The 15,280-nt window shown below is 68.8% G+C and carries 15 protein-coding genes and 1 pseudogene; 5 read left to right on the forward strand and 11 right to left on the reverse strand.

What is annotated here, in order from left to right:
* Nucleotides 1-5: 5 nt before the first annotated feature.
* Nucleotides 6-195: pseudogene (locus Q4V64_RS55255) on the forward strand (amino acid ABC transporter substrate-binding protein); the annotation flags it as partial.
* Nucleotides 196-353: 158 nt separating this feature from the next.
* On the opposite strand, the gene Q4V64_RS27430 reads toward Q4V64_RS55255, so the two are convergent.
* From Q4V64_RS27430 to Q4V64_RS27440, 3 genes are all read right to left on the reverse strand, one after another.
* A complete protein-coding gene (locus Q4V64_RS27430; RefSeq protein WP_124444312.1) occupies nt 354-1,400 on the reverse strand; it encodes a CU044_5270 family protein in 1,047 nt (348 codons plus the stop codon).
* Nucleotides 1,397-2,014, reverse strand: a complete 618-nt coding sequence (locus tag Q4V64_RS27435; RefSeq protein ID WP_124444313.1) for an RNA polymerase sigma factor — start codon at nt 2,012-2,014, stop codon at nt 1,397-1,399. Before Q4V64_RS27435 ends, Q4V64_RS27430 begins: the two co-directional genes overlap by 4 nt.
* 505 nt (nt 2,015-2,519) lie before the next feature.
* Nucleotides 2,520-2,864, reverse strand: coding sequence for a MerR family transcriptional regulator (locus Q4V64_RS27440; protein ID WP_124444314.1), 345 nt, complete (start codon nt 2,862-2,864; stop codon nt 2,520-2,522).
* Nucleotides 2,865-3,467: 603 nt separating this feature from the next.
* On the opposite strand from Q4V64_RS27440, the gene Q4V64_RS27445 reads away from it, so the two are divergent.
* On the forward strand, nt 3,468-3,842 hold the full coding sequence (locus Q4V64_RS27445; RefSeq protein ID WP_124444315.1) for a hypothetical protein: 375 nt from the start codon (nt 3,468-3,470) through the stop codon (nt 3,840-3,842).
* 88 nt (nt 3,843-3,930) lie between these two features.
* On the opposite strand, the gene Q4V64_RS27450 is transcribed toward Q4V64_RS27445, so the two are convergent.
* The 4 genes from Q4V64_RS27450 to Q4V64_RS27465 all read right to left on the reverse strand — a co-directional run bounded on the left by Q4V64_RS27450 (nt 3,931) and on the right by Q4V64_RS27465 (nt 6,693).
* Nucleotides 3,931-4,239 carry an SCO5918 family protein gene (locus Q4V64_RS27450; RefSeq protein WP_124444316.1) on the reverse strand — a complete coding sequence of 103 codons (309 nt, stop codon included), beginning with the start codon at nt 4,237-4,239 and terminating at the stop codon, nt 3,931-3,933.
* A gap of 50 nt (nt 4,240-4,289) precedes the next feature.
* Entirely contained in the window at nt 4,290-4,586 is a 297-nt protein-coding gene (locus Q4V64_RS27455) for a CBS domain-containing protein (protein ID WP_253267358.1), read from the reverse strand.
* A 76-nt stretch (nt 4,587-4,662) separates the two neighbouring features.
* On the reverse strand, nt 4,663-6,222 hold the full coding sequence (locus Q4V64_RS27460; RefSeq protein WP_124444318.1) for a DEAD/DEAH box helicase: 1,560 nt from the start codon (nt 6,220-6,222) through the stop codon (nt 4,663-4,665).
* A 267-nt stretch (nt 6,223-6,489) separates the two neighbouring features.
* Complete coding sequence (locus Q4V64_RS27465) at nt 6,490-6,693, reverse strand: cold-shock protein (protein ID WP_030872951.1); 204 nt, start codon at nt 6,691-6,693, stop codon at nt 6,490-6,492.
* A 431-nt stretch (nt 6,694-7,124) separates the two neighbouring features.
* Here Q4V64_RS27465 and Q4V64_RS27470 point away from each other — a divergent pair, with 431 nt between their 5' ends.
* Complete coding sequence (locus tag Q4V64_RS27470; protein ID WP_124444319.1) at nt 7,125-7,601, forward strand: SRPBCC family protein; 477 nt, start codon at nt 7,125-7,127, stop codon at nt 7,599-7,601.
* Between the two features lie 238 nt (nt 7,602-7,839).
* Nucleotides 7,840-9,813: an Ig-like domain repeat protein gene (locus tag Q4V64_RS27475; protein WP_124444320.1), complete on the forward strand. Its 1,974-nt coding sequence runs from the start codon at nt 7,840-7,842 to the stop codon at nt 9,811-9,813.
* A gap of 86 nt (nt 9,814-9,899) precedes the next feature.
* Here the strand turns inward: Q4V64_RS27475 and Q4V64_RS27480 are convergent, their stop codons facing one another.
* From Q4V64_RS27480 to Q4V64_RS27495, 4 genes are all read right to left on the reverse strand, one after another.
* Nucleotides 9,900-10,688, reverse strand: a complete 789-nt coding sequence (locus Q4V64_RS27480; RefSeq protein ID WP_303712012.1) for an SDR family oxidoreductase — start codon at nt 10,686-10,688, stop codon at nt 9,900-9,902.
* Between the two features lie 77 nt (nt 10,689-10,765).
* Nucleotides 10,766-11,137 (reverse strand): nuclear transport factor 2 family protein, encoded by a 372-nt coding sequence (locus tag Q4V64_RS27485; protein WP_253267359.1) that lies wholly within the window; start codon nt 11,135-11,137, stop codon nt 10,766-10,768.
* A gap of 562 nt (nt 11,138-11,699) precedes the next feature.
* Nucleotides 11,700-12,764 carry a sigma-70 family RNA polymerase sigma factor gene (locus Q4V64_RS55260; RefSeq protein ID WP_124444323.1) on the reverse strand — a complete coding sequence of 355 codons (1,065 nt, stop codon included), beginning with the start codon at nt 12,762-12,764 and terminating at the stop codon, nt 11,700-11,702.
* Nucleotides 12,765-12,828: 64 nt separating this feature from the next.
* The gene (locus tag Q4V64_RS27495; RefSeq protein WP_124444324.1) at nt 12,829-13,731 is read right to left on the reverse strand and encodes an endonuclease/exonuclease/phosphatase family protein; all 903 of its coding nucleotides are present in this window, start codon (nt 13,729-13,731) and stop codon (nt 12,829-12,831) included.
* Between the two features lie 150 nt (nt 13,732-13,881).
* On the opposite strand from Q4V64_RS27495, the gene Q4V64_RS27500 reads away from it, so the two are divergent.
* Nucleotides 13,882-15,279: a phosphatase PAP2 family protein gene (locus Q4V64_RS27500; protein WP_124444325.1), complete on the forward strand. Its 1,398-nt coding sequence runs from the start codon at nt 13,882-13,884 to the stop codon at nt 15,277-15,279.
* The last annotated feature ends 1 nt before the right edge of the window (nt 15,280 follow it).

The raw sequence follows: 15,280 nt of genomic DNA on the forward strand, positions 1-15,280 counted from the left end.
GGCACGGCGAGAGCACGCACCGGCTGCGGTCCTTGGCCGCTGCGCGGCGGGCGCTCCTTGACGGGCGAACGTTGCCTGCCGGGGCACTAGTCAGCGGTTCTCGTCGCGCTCCTCGCTCCGCCGCAGTCCTGCGGCCGGCAGATCTACGCGGACTTCCTCCTCAGCGCCGGCCATGGCCGAATCGCCGTAGCAGCCCATCGCGCGACAGCCTCAGCGGTCCTGCCGCTCAGACGGCAGTGTTGTGCGTCGGGATCAGCACAGGCAGCTGATCGCCGCTCGGCTGATCGTCATGGGGGGACGCCGAGTCCCCCGGAAGGTGACAGCACCGCCCGGGAGACCCGGCGTCGCGCAGGTCAGCTGCCGGTCCTCGCGGGTGCCTTGCCGTACTGGTCGACGACCGCGCGCTGCATGATGGCGCTGGTCCCGGACAGGGTGTCGGAGGTGATGCCCTTGACCTCGTCCTTGGTGATGTACGAGCGCGAGCCGAGGAAGGCGAGAGTGTCCTTGTCGAAGATCCACTCGTCACGGGTCGCGGAGGAGGCGTCTTCGCGGGTGATGGCGATGCCGTGGCGGCCGGCGGCGTCGACGGCGTCGGGGATCTCCTGCACGCCGGGGATCTTCGCGGCTGCCCTGTACAGGGCGGAGGCGTTCGCCGACGGCATGATCGCTTCGCTGATCAAGCTGCCGATCGTGGAGAAGACGGCCTGCTCCTTGGACTCGCCTTCGTCCACCCTGGTCTGGGCGTTGAGCAACTTGAGCAGCGCGTCCGGATCGGTGGGCAGGGAAGCCAGCCACTTGTAGGTGGGGTGATGGATGCCCGCCGAGACGGGACCGGCGGACTCGATGGGGATCAGCTGACCGGGCATCACGGCGCCCTTGCCGGATTCACGAAGCCAGCCGGTCCTGGTGACGGGGCCGGGGTCCTGCGACGTCCACATCTCCCACTTGTGCAGGGCACTGAGCCGCACCGGACCGTCGAAGGTGCCCTCGTTGGAGCGGATCAGGCGCTCGACGTACACGAACTGCCCGTCCTTCACCGGCGTCGCGTCGGTCGCCATGGCCGCTACGGCGATCCGGTTGAGCACGGCGGAGGCGCTGCTGGCGCCGGCGGCTCGGTTCGCCGGGGCGGAGGTGTCGTCACCGCCGGAGAGCGTGACGATCAGTGCTCCGGCCAGTGCCATCGACGCGAGGGGCAACAGCACGGCTCCACGCGTCAGTCGACGGCGTGGTGTCGGGCGCGCCTGGGCGGAAGAGGTGCGGTCGCGGTCGATGTGCTGCATCAGAACGTCCTTGTAGTGGAGGTGTCGGCTCGGCGGGAGGTCCCATTCGGCCGGAGCCGACAGCAACTCCTCGGTCTCACTCCCGGCGGAAGCGGCGCGCGGCGGATTGCTGTTGTTCATCCGGTTTCCTCCTGCAGAAACACGGCCGCGAACGCGGCCTCACTCTCCTTCTCTCCGCGAGGGCCACGCGGTTCCGCATTCGCGCGGTCGAGTTGACCGCTGATCCGGGCGAGCCGCGCCCGGGCGCGCGACAGCCGGGACCGCACGGTGCCGACCGGGATGCCGAGCGCCTCGGCGGCCTGCTGGTAGTCCAGCCCGGCCGACACGCACAGGGCGAACACCTCCCGGTCCTGGCGGCGTAACCGGCCGAGCGCCTCGTGCACCACCGCGAGACGGCGGGCGTCGTCGATCCGGCCGGCCGTCTCCTCCGCGAAGTCCTCGACGGGACGGGGTTCCGGGCTGCGCGCCAGGAAGGCGAGCCGTCGGCGCAGCCCACGGTTGGCGTTGTGCGCCTTGTGCGTGGCGATGCCGAGCAGCCAGGGCTTGAGCGATCCGCCCTCCGGCTCCACCGTCTCCCGGGTACGCCAGGCGGCGAGGAACGTCTCGGACATGGCCTCCTCCGCCTCCGACCAGTTGCCGGTCAGGCGCAGGGCATGGTTGTACACCGCCCGCGCGTGCTCGTCGTACAGGTCGGCGAATGCCGCACGATCCCCCGCCCGTATGCGCGCACGCATCGACTCCGATGGTTCTGTTTGCCTCACACTCGATACTCTCCGCGGGTCCGGCGGGGTTCCTGTGGCCTCCGCCACACCGCTGTACGCGGAAACACCTTTCATCCTCGGTCATCCCGCCGGAGGGCATGTCCCTACCTCGGCCGGACAGCCGATCCGGCGCGGCGCAGCTCGGCCATTCGGCCGACCCGCCGGTCGGCCGGGCTCGGCCAAGGCGCGCCCAGCGCGGCCTGAAGCACGGTCGCCGGCAAGGCCCGCCAGGCGAGCCGGTGCAGGGCGGTGCAGGGCGGTGCAGGGCGGTGCCGTACGCCGCCGCGAGCGGGCCGGAAGGGGCCGTCCGGCCGACAGGGCGGCAGTGCCCGCACCCGTCGCCGCAGCCGGTGGGGCAGACAGGTCCGGCGCCGGGCAGTGGAAGCAGGGACGGTCGGTGAGACGTTCGCCGTCGGGCACTCGTCCCGATCTGTGCCTCACCCCGCGTGTCCGAGCGCGGAGTTCCGCGCCGACGCACTCAGCTGGAACCGTCGGGCTCGGGCCCTTCCTTGGTGGCGCGGCGGTACTCGGCGTTGATGCGCTGCGCTTCCTCGAGCTGGTCCTCAAGGATGACGATGCGGCAGGCAGCCTCGATCGGGGTCCCTTTGTCGACCAGCTCGCGGGCGCGAGCTGCGATCCGCAGCTGGTAGCGGGAGTACCGCCGGTGTCCGCCTTCCGAGCGGAGCGGAGTGATCAGGCGGGCCTCACCGATGGCCCGGAGGAAGCCGGGGGTGGTGCCGAGCATTTCTGCGGCCCGGCCCATCGTGTACGCGGGGTAGTCGTCGTCGTCCAGACGACCGCTGAGCGGAGTATCTGCTGTCATTTCACCTCGTTGTGCGACGCGTCGAGGGGCCCTGGTGCCGTACGGCACCAGGGCCCCGAAGGAAGTTGAACACCATCTGTCGGCCCTACTGCTGTGCCGACCTTCTGTTTCCGCCACCGGCCCCGGGAGAGGGGCGGGAGTGCGGGGATCGCGGATTCGTGACCGGGGACCACCTTCCAATCCGGGGTCTTGTGGTACCCGGCCGAATGCTCTCGGGCCGGGCGATCCTGATGGCGTCTGCTCCCTCCGTCCTTCCTCTGAATCAACCAGTTGGTGGTGCTGTCGGCGGCCCCTCAAGCTGCGAGCCACCCAGTGCGACTGTCAGTCCCGTCACCGTCCTGCGAACAACGTGGCTTCGGAACTCCACAGTCGCCCTGACCTGCGAACTTCGTGTACTGCTGCCCGCCAGTTCGTGTCTGCCGGGCCTCCTTGACCGTGTCTACGAAAGGAACCTTAACTAGATCACCGGCCAATGTCTACTCTGGCAAGCACAGATTTCAGCTCTGTTGAGGCGTAAATTTTCTGCGACAGGCGGCAGCGCGGGCGCGGTGGAGCATGGGCTCCAGCGCCCGGATCCCTCATCGCTGCATAAAATCGGCTCTCATGTCGAAACCTGACGACCTGCTCGTGGACATTTCCGCCATGGTGGAGTCCGCGCAAAGCAATCAGATGTCGCTGACGGTGGTGGTCGGCGGAGCTGTCATCACCGGCCGGCTGGCTCCCGAAGCCGTGTGGCGGGAGCGCGTGTCGGAGGTGCTGAAGGGCTCCGACCGTCTCGGTCCGTTCTCCGGTGTCTTCACAGCCGAACGGACCGAGGACCGCCCCGACCGCGGCGAGGCGCCCACGCATCTGCACTTCCATCTCGCCCGGATCCTGCAGGGCAGCGTCGGGATCCCCGAGACGGGGGGAATGTATCGGGTCGCGATCAGCGACGTCAGTGCCTGGACCGTGGGCGACTTCAGTTACTCCGAACGCTGAGACGCCCCACGACGAGGGCCCTGCCGACGTGCGTCGGCAGGGCCCTCATCGCTGTTGCTGGTGTCGGCTTGCGCCGGTCCTCATGGTTTCAGGCGGTGGGCCCGCCGAGCAGGGCCGACGCGGTCTGCGACGGTGTGAGGGCGCGCGCGGTGGGCGCGGCCTCCTGGCCGTCGCGGCAGGTGAAGCCGAGGCGGCTCATGGCGCGGGTGACTTCACCGCTGGTGAAGTCACGGCGGTCCTGTCGGGTGATGACTTCGCCCACCTGCTTGACGGGGTACTGGCGGCGGCCGATGAGCACGGACTCACCCGTGATGGGCTCGGGCTTGACGCCCTTCATGGAGGCCAGTACCTCACTCTTGGAGAGGTCGAACGGGAACCGGGCGATGACGCAGCGCATGATGCCTCACAGGGAAGGGGAACGAGTACGGGGCTGATCGGGTGAGGCGGTCAGGAGGAGAGCGTGAGCACGCCCAGGGCGCGGCCACCGGCGCCGAGGATGTCCCGTAGACGGATCCGGTCCGTGTAGGTGCAGCTGTCGCGGACGACGGCGAGCTGGGCCCGGGTGATCGAGCTCGTCCACTGTTCGTCCTCGTCGCAGAGGAACAGATATCCGACACGGGCACTGGCCATGACGGACAGGGCCACCTCGACGGTCATGTCGTCAGGGACCCGCAGTCCGGAAACGCCGATCGCGTCGACCACGGTCGGGGGCGCGGACGCGGGGTCCGCAGGGCGCTGCAGCATCTGAACCGGCGTCAAAGTGGAGCCTCCTGTGAGGACGGGCCTGCGAAGTCGGGTGAGTTTTTCGCCCACGAGGGTTCTAGGCCGCCCGGTTGGAGCCGGACGGGTTGGAAGCGGACGGCCGCTGTGCCGTGCGGCCTGCCGCCTCGCCGGTGGACCGGCCCTGGACGGCGCCGCGCCCGCGGCCGCGGCGGCGGCCCCGGGACGGGGACGAGGAAGAGGCGCCGCGCCGGGCGCGTTCCACGACCGGCATCGCGATGGTGACCGGGATGCCCGAGGGAGCCTGAGCGCCTGTGATGCGGCTCAACTCAGCTTCACCCGAGTTCACTTGGGTGATCCGGGGGGTGATTCCGGCGGCAGCCATCAGGCGGCTCATGTCGCGGCGCTGGTTGGGGACCACCAGGGTGACGACGCTGCCGGACTCGCCGGCGCGTGCCGTGCGGCCGCCACGGTGCAGATAGTCCTTGTGGTCGCTGGGCGGATCGACGTTCACGACCAGATCGAGGTTGTCGACGTGGATTCCGCGCGCCGCGACATTGGTCGCCACCAGTACTGTCACATGCCCGGTCTTGAACTGGGTCAGGGTCCGTGTGCGCTGGGGCTGGGACTTGCCGCCGTGCAGGGCGGCGGCGCGGACGCCGTTGTTCAGCAGATGCTCGGTCAGCCGGTCCACCGCGTGCTTGGTGTCCAGGAACATGAGCACCCGGCCCTCGCGTGCCGCGATCTCGGTGGTGGTCCGATGCTTGTCGGCGCCGCGTACGTGGAGTACGTGGTGCTCCATGGTGGTGACCGCGCCCGCGGACGGGTCGACGGAGTGGACCACCGGGTCGGTCAGGTAGCGGCGGACCAGCAGGTCGACGTTGCGGTCCAGGGTGGCCGAGAAGAGCATCCGCTGCCCGTCGGGACGCACTTGGTCGAGCAGTGCGGTGACCTGGGGCATGAACCCCATGTCGGTCATCTGGTCGGCCTCGTCGAGGACGGTGATGGCGACGCGGTCGAGTCGGCAGTCGCCGCGGTCGATGAGGTCCTTGAGCCGGCCCGGCGTGGCGACGACGACCTCCGCACCGGAACGCAGTGCACCGGCCTGCCTGCCGATCGACATCCCGCCGACCACGGTGGTCACCCGCAGCCGCACTGCGCGGGCGTACGGAGTGAGCGCGTCGGTGACCTGTTGGGCGAGCTCGCGGGTGGGTACGAGGACGAGGGCCAGCGGCTGCCGGGGCTCGGCGCGCTGACCGGCCGTACGGGCGAGGAGCGCGAGGCCGAAGGCGAGGGTCTTGCCCGAACCGGTGCGGCCACGGCCGAGTACGTCGCGGCCCGCGAGGGAGTTCGGCAGGGTCGCCGCCTGGATCGGGAACGGCGCTGTCACGCCCTCGTGGCCGAGCGCGGCCAGCAACTGCGCCGGCATGGCGAGTTCGGCGAACGTCTCGACGGCGTCGAGCGCGGGGGTGATCGTCTTCGGCAGTGCGAACTCGCCCTGAAGCGCGGCCTGTCGACGTCCGTGACCTTCGGGACGGCGCGGGGCACCGGAGCGGCCGGGGGCCGCAGATGTGGATCCGTAGCGGCTGCCGCCCCTTGTCGAGCCGGAGCCTCCGGCGCGAGTGCGGACGAAGCGATCGTTTGTACGCGTGCGGTTCATGCGGGACCTTCCTTGATGTGGCACGTATCAAGGAATTCCCGCAGCAAATGAGCAGCGCGGAGAATCGCGAGAACGAGCCGAAGACAATGCGGGATCGAATTGGATCCGCGGGAGACATGCAGGAGAAATGCGGGATACGTGCAGGGGATGCGCAGGGGATATGTCTCTGGCGGAGTGGAGCGCCTGCACCTGCGCCTGCGTCTGAAAATCAATCAGCTGGGGCCCGCACCCAAGGTGCGGGCCCCAGCTGCGAAGTACGTGCCGACGTCAGGCGGGAACGATGTTCTCGGCCGTCGGGCCCTTCTGGCCCTGCGCGATGTCGAAGGTCACCTTCTGGCCCTCCGACAGCTCACGGAAGCCCTGAGCGGCGATGTTCGAGTAGTGAGCGAAGACGTCGGCGCCGCCGCCGTCCTGCTCGATGAAGCCGAAGCCCTTTTCCGCATTGAACCACTTCACGGTGCCGGCGGCCATATTGAATCTCCTTTGGGGCGTGGTCGGAGTCCACACTGTGCGGACTCCGAGTCGCCGTGATGATCACCCCGCCGGAAATCAACCGGAGATGTAAGGAGCTCTACCGTTATATGAAACCGGTGAGGATGCTCCCAAGCGTTCGGGAACCACAACTGCAACTGAGATCAACAGTAGCACGGTGCGATCGACCGTGTGCGGTGAATAACTCTGCTCTGCCTGTCGAGTAAGGAACCTTCATCGAGCGTGACGTCCATTTCTCATTTCGTGGTCACAGATATTGGCTCGCCCGGACCGCAGCGTTTCTGCCGACGGGCCGTGCGGGCGGCGTCACGCATCCCCGTGAGGCGCGATACGCCCCGGTATGCGGGTCTTCATCCCTACGTGCGCGGGTACCCGGCGTTGTGCGCGACGACCGCAAGCGAGGAGGAACCATGAGCACGGTGAAGGACACGGTGGACGTCGAGGTGCCCGTACACACGGCCTACAACCAGTGGACCCAGTTCGAGGAGTTCCCGAACTTCATGGAGGGCGTCGAGGAGGTGCGGCAGCTCGACGACCGGCACAACCACTGGACCACCAGGATCGGCGGGGTGCGGCGCGAGTTCGACACCGAGATCGTCGACCAGCTGCCGGACGACCGGATCACCTGGCGGGCCGTCGGCGGCGAGGTCCAGCAGCGGGGATCCGTGAGGTTCGAGCGGCTGGACGACACCCATACCCGGGTGGAGCTCGTGATGGACGTCGAGCCTTCCGGCATGGCCGAGAAGGGCGCGGACATGATCGGCATGATCGACCGCCGGGTGAAGGGAGATCTGCACCGCTTCAAGGACTACATCGAAGGGCGCGGGGGAGAGACGGGTGCCTGGCGAGGACGCATCCGCCCCGAGGACCCCGGTTCGCCCCTCTGACAAGCGAAGACGGCGGTTCGGGCCAGGGCGCTCACGCGGAGCCGCCGCCCGGTGGTCGCACCACAGTGAAGTGATGCAGCGGTCCCCCTGATATTCCGGTCCTCAATTGTCACTGGCATGCCATACGCTGCCTTCCTGGGCAGCGTCCACACACCCGTAGCCGGTGTGAGGGGGGACGCGCGGCCCGCTCATTTCCGCCCGGCGACCACCGGGCTTCTCTGTGGGGGTACACATCACTGTGCGCAGGCGCAGCATTTCGACCGCGACCGCACTCGCGGTCGTTCTCAGTTCCGCGGCCCTGGCCGTGGGCACGGCGGGGCCGGCGGGGGCCGACTCCGCGAAGATCCTTCCGGTGAAATCGGTCGGCGACATCGTCGTGGACGGCGCCCACCAGCGCGTCTACGTCTCCGACCCGACCGGCGGCAAGATCGTCGTCACCGACTACGCGGGCGCCGTCAAGGCGACCCTCACCGGACTGGCCGGAGTGACCGGCCTGGCGCTGTCCGCCGACTCCGGGCAGGTGTACGCGGCGGTCAAGAACAGCGACCGGATCGTCTCGGTGGAGACACGGACGTACACGCAGACCGCGAGCTACCCGCTGGCGGGCGCGGACGCACCGGCCGACGTGGAGGTCGTGGACGGCCGTATCTGGTTCGGCTACGGCTCGAACCTCGGATCCCTCGACGTGTCCGGCGCCGAGCCCGTCGTACGGCTCGACCAGGAGGGGGACGTCGACTTCTTCAGCGGCTCGATGTTCCTGGGGGCCGACCCGGCTGTGCCGGGTGTCCTGGTGGCGGGGGCCGGCGGCAGGCTCGCCGTGTACGACGTCTCCGCCGACGGGGCCGCGCTGCGGGTCAAGGGCGACATGGACACCGCCGTGAAGCAGCTGGACCTGACGCCCGACGGCAACCAGGTCCTGACCTCGTGGGACGGCACCGGCGACGGCTACGGCCTGCCCGCCTACTCCACCACCGACCTGACCGAGGTGGCGAGTTACCCGATCGACGCCTACCCGAACGCCGTGGCCGTCGCGCCCAACGGCAGCATCGCGGGCGGCAGCTCCTCGGGGTACGAACCCGACGTCCATATCCACCGGCCCGGTGACCTCAAGCCGACACGGGAGTACGACTTCCCCAACACCGGCGACAGCAGCGGCGCCGACACCCTCGTGGACGGAGCGCTGGCCTGGGCGCCGGACGCGAGCCGCGTCTTCGCCGTGTCCGTGAACACCTACGGCACGTACACGCTGCGTGCCCTGACCGACCCCACCAAGGAGCTGCCCACCCTCACGGTGTCGGCCCCCGCCAAGGCGGAACGGGCCAAGAAGCTCACCGTCACCGGCAAGCTGACCTCGAAGACGCGCCTCGCCGCGGGCACCAGCCTGAAGGTGACCCGCACGGACCTCGAGTCGCCGAACGGCAAGGCACTGGCAGCCGTCACGACGAAGGCCGACGGCGGCTTCTCCTTCACGGACACCCCGCCCGCCGGCGGCAAGGTCACCTACAAGGTGTCCTACGCGGGCGACGCCACGCACGCCGCGGCCTCCGGTGCGGACGCGGTGCAGGTCTCCCGCAAGGCGACCACGCTGACGCTGAACAACAACGGCAAGCTGTACTCGTACGGCAAGGACGTCACCTTCACCGCGCACCTCGGCACGACGCACAAGAACCGCACCGTCGCGATCTACGCGGACCCCTTCGGTTCCGACAAGCCGAAGAAGCTGCTGAAGAAGGCCAAGGTCAACTCCAGCGGCAACCTCTCGGCCACCGTCGACATGACCCGTGACACCGCCGTCACCGCCGTCTTCGACGGCGACGCCCGCTACGCGCCCAAGACCGTGAAGTCGACCGGGTACGCCAAGGCGAAGATCTCCACCACCGTCTCCAAGCACTACAGGACGGGCAAGATCGGCTCCACGACGTACCACTACTTCCGCAAGAACACCGACCCGTTGTTCACCACGACGATGAACTACTACTCGGGCCGCGACCAGCGGCTCCAGATCCAGGTCTACTACCAGGGCTCCTGGGTCGACTCCGGGTCCCAGTACTTCGCCCTGGCCACCAACGGCAAGTCGGCCGTGAGACTGGACGCGCCGGGCGAGTCCGGCATCCGCGCCCGCATGCGCTCGTCGTACATCAACGGCTCCTCCGGCGACACCGTCAACTCCACGACCCACGGCGCCTGGAAGTACCTCACCTTCACCAACTGACGCCGGACCCAACCTCCGAACCGGTACGGCTCCCGAGCTCACGGGGGCCGTACCGGTGAGAAGCCGGCACCAGCCATCAGCCGCAGTCAGCTGGGGAACATTCCGGCGGTCGCGTTGACCCACGTGCCCGTGAGGGCGACACCGGCGTCGGAGGCGAGGAACGTCGCCAGCGCGGCGATGTCCGCGATCCGCGGCGAGCGCTTCGTCATCCGCAGACTGTCCAGGTGGGCGCGGATGCCCTGCACTGCGGCCTCGTCCATGGCCGGCGCACCGCCGGCGGTCAGCTTCTCGGGGGTCAGGGTGTCGGTGACACCGGCGGTCCAGATCCCGCAGACGCGGACGCCGGCCGGGCCGAGCTCCTGGGCCAGCTGGCGGATCAGCGCGTCGATCGCGCCGTCGGCCGCGGCGGTGCCGCCCATCATCGGGCTGCCGTTGGCGGATCCGCTGTCCAGGGAGAGGATCACGCCCGAGCCCTGCGCGGTCATCCGGCGCGCCGCGGCCCGGGCGGTGATGAACTGGCAGGTGATGCCCTGCACCACCGGGCGCGTGTAGTCCTCGACCGAGATCTCGGTCAGCGGTACGCCGTGGAGGTCCCCGCGCGACACGAGGTTGAGGGAGATGTCGATCCGGCCGGCCCGCTCGACGACCGACGCCGCGTGCGCCTCGACGGCCTCCTCGTCGCGGGCGTCGAGCACGTCGTACTCGGCCCCGGTCTCGGCGGCGGCCTTCTTGAGCGTGGCCTCCGTACGGCCGGCGAGGAACACCCGCGCCCCCGCCTCGACGTACGCCTTCGCGACGCCCGCACCGAGGGAACCGGCACCGCCGTAGACGACCGCGACCTTGTCCTGCAGCGAGAGGGTGCTGATGTTCGCCATGGTCTTCGACTCCTGGGGTGGGGGGCGCCGTGTGCGCCCGACACCCATGTGACGTACCTGCCGGGAAAACTCATCGCTCAGAGCGTCATCGGCAGGCCGAACGCCGGGAACAGGTGGGGCTCGAAGGTGGTGATCTGGGCGACCCGCCCGTCCTCGATGCGCAGTACGTCGATGAGCTGGGCCCGGAAGACGCTGGTCCCGGGCCGTTGCAGATAACCGGCCATCCCGAGCTGGCCGTTGACGCGCACGGGCAGGGTCCGCCAGTGGCCGACGAACATCGGGGACGCCGGATCGAGGTTCGGCCGTATGAACGCGAACATCGCGTCGCGGGAGGTGAACCAGAACGGGTTCGGCGGCATGGTGAGCACCACGTCCTCGCGCACCAGCTCGACCATGGCATCGATGTCGACCCGCGCGACCGCGTCCATGTAGCGCTGGAGCAGGGCCATGTCCTCGTCGCTGGGCCGGCCGGCCGACCAGTCCTCACGCCGCTCCGGCAGCGCCTGCCGCAGGGCCGACCGGCCGCGCTGGACCGCGCTGTTCGCCGAGGCGAGGGTCGTGCGCAGTGCTCCTGATGGCCTGTGGCTCCTTGGTGCGACTGGGTATCACGGGGTGGTGTTCACTGTGGTGCGATCAGGCTTATGTAGCACTTTCCGGTGACTGTTCATCGTGAGGTGCGGGAGCATGAACGTGCATTCGGTAGCGTGCGTGTCACTGCGAGGCCGGTGAGAGCAGCAGTCACGATTCCGGTCTCCTTGAGAATCCGCCCCGTGCCCAGGAAAGCGACGCGGGGTCCCCGCCCCGCCCGGGTCCACACCGGGCGGAAAGTGCCCGGCGGGGCGGATACCGCAGCCTCCGAATCGCCGCAGCCGGCGGCGCCACAGGCGGCAGGTACCGCACACGATGAGCACCCGCACCGCACCCGGCGGCGACGGCCCACGGTCCCACGGCAGGCGTCCAAACCCCGCCCAGCACGACGGACCACTTCCCGGCATCCAGGAAAACCCAGGATCACCCAGGGAACCTCAGCTCATCAGCGACGCTGGAGCCCAGCAGGTCGGCGGTCTCCTGGGCCGACCATCCGGCGACGTCGCGCAGGATCACGGCGGCGCGCTGGCGTGGCGGGAGCTGCTGGATGGCGGTGAGGAACACGAGCTCGAGCGTCTCGCTCGCGACGGCCTCGGAATCGGGCTCGGGGTGTGAGTGGGCCGTGGCAGGCTCCGGGAGTTGGTCGTCCGGGAAGGGCTGCAGCCAGGGGAGACGGGGTGGCGGTGGTCCGTCGCCGGAGTCCATGCCCGGCACGGGTTCGTAGCGGGCCGGGCGCCGGTTCTGCTTGCGCAGGAAGTCGAGGCAGGCGTTGGTGGCGATGCGGTAGAGCCAGGCGCGCGGGTTGTCGACACCGCCCCTCGCCTCAAGGGCCTGCCAGGCCTTGAGGAACGTCTCCTGGGTGAGGTCCTCGGCCTCGTCGTACGAGCCGAGCAGCCGATAGCAGTGCGCCCGCAGCTCCCGCCTGTGCCCCTCGACGAGAGCGGCGAAGGCGTCCTCACCGGAATGCGTCACGCCGGAATGCGTCACGCCGGAATGCGTCACGCCGGAATGCGTGACGGTGGAATGCGTGACGGTGGAAAACGTCACAGCGGATTGCGTCACACCGGATTGCGTCACACCGGATTGCGTGACGGCGGACTGCGTGACGGCGGAATTCGTCACGTCGGCAGGTGTGACGCTTTCCGCGTCGCCGGCGACGACCGGCGTGGCGACCACCGGTCGAGCGGGATCCTGACGTGCCTCACCTGCCTGACGTGCCTCACCTGCTTGACGGGCGAGGCGCCGCAACTGCGCGAACCGCGTCGACAGGGCCTCGACATCGGCGCGGAACACGACTCCGGGTTCCAGCCGCAGCCGCCCCAGTCGATCCCCGATATCGGAGATCAGCTCCCTGACGGGCACGCCGACCGGCCGCCGCCGCTCCCGGTAGGCGCGCTGACGGCACGCCTGCGAGCAGTACGACGCGGCCCGCCCCGGCCCGCCACCGGTCACGATCGGGCCCCCGCACGCTTGGCACCTTCCTGTCATGCTCACACGTTAGCCGCCAGGTGCGCAGATGCTCCCAGGTCAGGGTGGGTCACTACCGGCCGGCTCATCCCAGCGCCAGCGACGCCTGCACCGGCAGATGGTCGCTCGGGAACCGGCCGTCCATCGAGAACGTGTTGATCGCCGCCCAGTGCGTGGTCACCCCGGGAGTGGAGAGAATCCAGTCGATACGCCGGCCGCCGGGCTCCGGCGGCCGGAAGCCGTTGTAGGTCGCGTACAGCGGGCCGCGCGCACCCGCCGCGTCCCAGGTGTCCACGAGGCCGGCGTCCAGCATCGTGTCGTAGACCGGGTCGTCGTGGGCCGCGGCGTTGAAGTCGCCGGTCACCACTACCGGTACGGAGGGGTCGAACCCGCCGATCGTCTCGCCGATGAGCTCCGCGGCGCGCTCGCGCGCGTACTGGCTCGTGCCGTCCAGATGGGTGTTGAGGACGTAGAACTCCCGTCCGCCGTCGCTCAGATCGCTGAAGCGGACCCATGTCACCAGGCGCGGGAAGCGTCCGCCCCAGGTGTTGGAGGCCATGACGTTCGGCGTGTCGGAGAGCCAGAAGTGGTCGAAGTCGATCGGGTCCAGGCGTCTGGTGTCGTAGAAGAGCGCCATGAACTCATCGTCGCCGCCGCCCATCCGGCCGATGCCGAGCCATTCATAGTGCGGGCCGATGTCCTTCTCTATCTTGCGCAGTTGCTGGTAGAGGCCCTCCTGGGTGCCGAGGACGTGAGGCTGCTCCCGGCGCAGCAGTTCCCGCATCACCGGTCGGCGCACGGGCCAGCGGTTGCTGCCGGTGCTGCTGGCGAAGCGCAGGTTGTACGTCATGACGTTCAGCGCGCCCGGATGCTCGCCGGCCGCGGCCGGCCGTGCGGACCCGGCGGTGGTGAGCAGCGGTACGGAGATCGCCGCGGCCGCCGCTGCCCTCAGGCCCTGGCGGCGCGTCACTCGTACGTCGTTCGGCACGGTCCCTCCCCTTGGGAGCCGGAATGAAGGTGCGTACTCCTATACGGAAGAAAACCGGCCGGAACGCGAACTGTGATCCTTCCGTCTTCCTCTGCCGGGGGCCCTGTTCCAGGACCCAAAACAGATCAAATCGACCAAGAATTGAGATATATGACATCGCGTGTGTTCTCGCGAATAAACGGCAGAATTACGTTCTCCGTGTGCCGTCAACCACGGGCGAGACTCTGGGCCGTAGCGGGTGTGGCGGCCCTGGGATTCCTCATCGTGCTGGAGCTCGCCGCGCGTCGCTACGGCCTGCCAGGGCCGATGGCCAACCAAGTGAAAGAGGTGATATTCGCCCCCAAATCGGGGCCTTTGCTCTACGCCAGTATGGCGTTGATGATGGTGGTACTCACCTGGCGGCAACGGTTCATCGCGGCTGGTGTCGCGATCGGCATCGACGTCGTCTTCTTGCTGGTGCGGTGGGCGGTCGACGCCAAGACGACCGACGGCCACCCCTTCGGCAACGGCGCGTTGTGGGTGATTCTGGGCTATGCGGTCATCGCCGTCACGCGCCGCACCGGCCAGGAACGCGTCCTGCTGCTGAAGGGGGTCGGGCTGGGCCTGCTGCTGGTGGCCGGCCGCAAGACCGGCGACACCTGGCTGCTCATCACGTCGAAGACCCGCTCGACGGTGCTCGACCAGTACGTGGCGACCGCCGATCACGCGCTGGGTGACCCGTCATGGGTGGTGGGCCGGATTGTCACGGCCACCGGCTCGATCGGCTTCAACTCTCTCGACTTCGTCTACGGTCAACTCGCGGTGGCCGCGGTCGTCGTCGCGCTGTATCAACTGCGCAATGTGGCGGTCGAGCGCCGCTTCCCGCGCCATCATCTGGTGCGCACCTTTCTGGTGATCGGCCTCCTCGGCCCGGCCATCTACATGGTCTTCCCGGTGGTCGGACCGATCTTCGCGTACGGCTCTGGCACCGAGCACTGGGCGGCCGTCAGCCTGTGGTCGCCGACGCAGCCCAGCGAGCACTGGGCGGTGGCCGATCTGTGGCCGGAAACGCCGCCGCCGATCATTACCCCGCACCACATGCCGTTCGACGAAATCACCCCGCGCAACTGCATGCCCAGCCTGCACACAGCGTGGGCGACCGCGATCTTCATTCATTCCCGCAAGGGTCCGCGGGTGCTGCGCTTCGCCGGCGCGTTCTGGCTGATCGCCACGCTCGGTGCGACGCTGGGCTTCGGCTACCACTACGGCGTGGATCTCCTTGCCGGTGTGGTGTTCGCGCTCACGATCGAGGCGGCTCTGCGCTCGCTCGAACGCGGCTGGGACCGATCAGGAATCCAGCTGGTCGCTTACGGCGCGACGGTCTTCGCCGCGCTCCTGGTGTCATATCGCTATCTGTCGACGGAGATGGCCGCACATCCGTGGGTGTTCGGACCGCTTCTCATTCTGGCGATGACCTCGGTGATCTACGGCTACGTACGGACCACCAAACTGTGGGAAGGGAAGCCCCCACCAGCGCGGCAACCGGAACCGCGACTCGAACTGGTTTGAA

Origin of the sequence: Streptomyces sp. NL15-2K (genome assembly GCF_030551255.1) — a bacterium.
Taxonomy (GTDB): Bacteria; Actinomycetota; Actinomycetes; order Streptomycetales; family Streptomycetaceae; genus Streptomyces.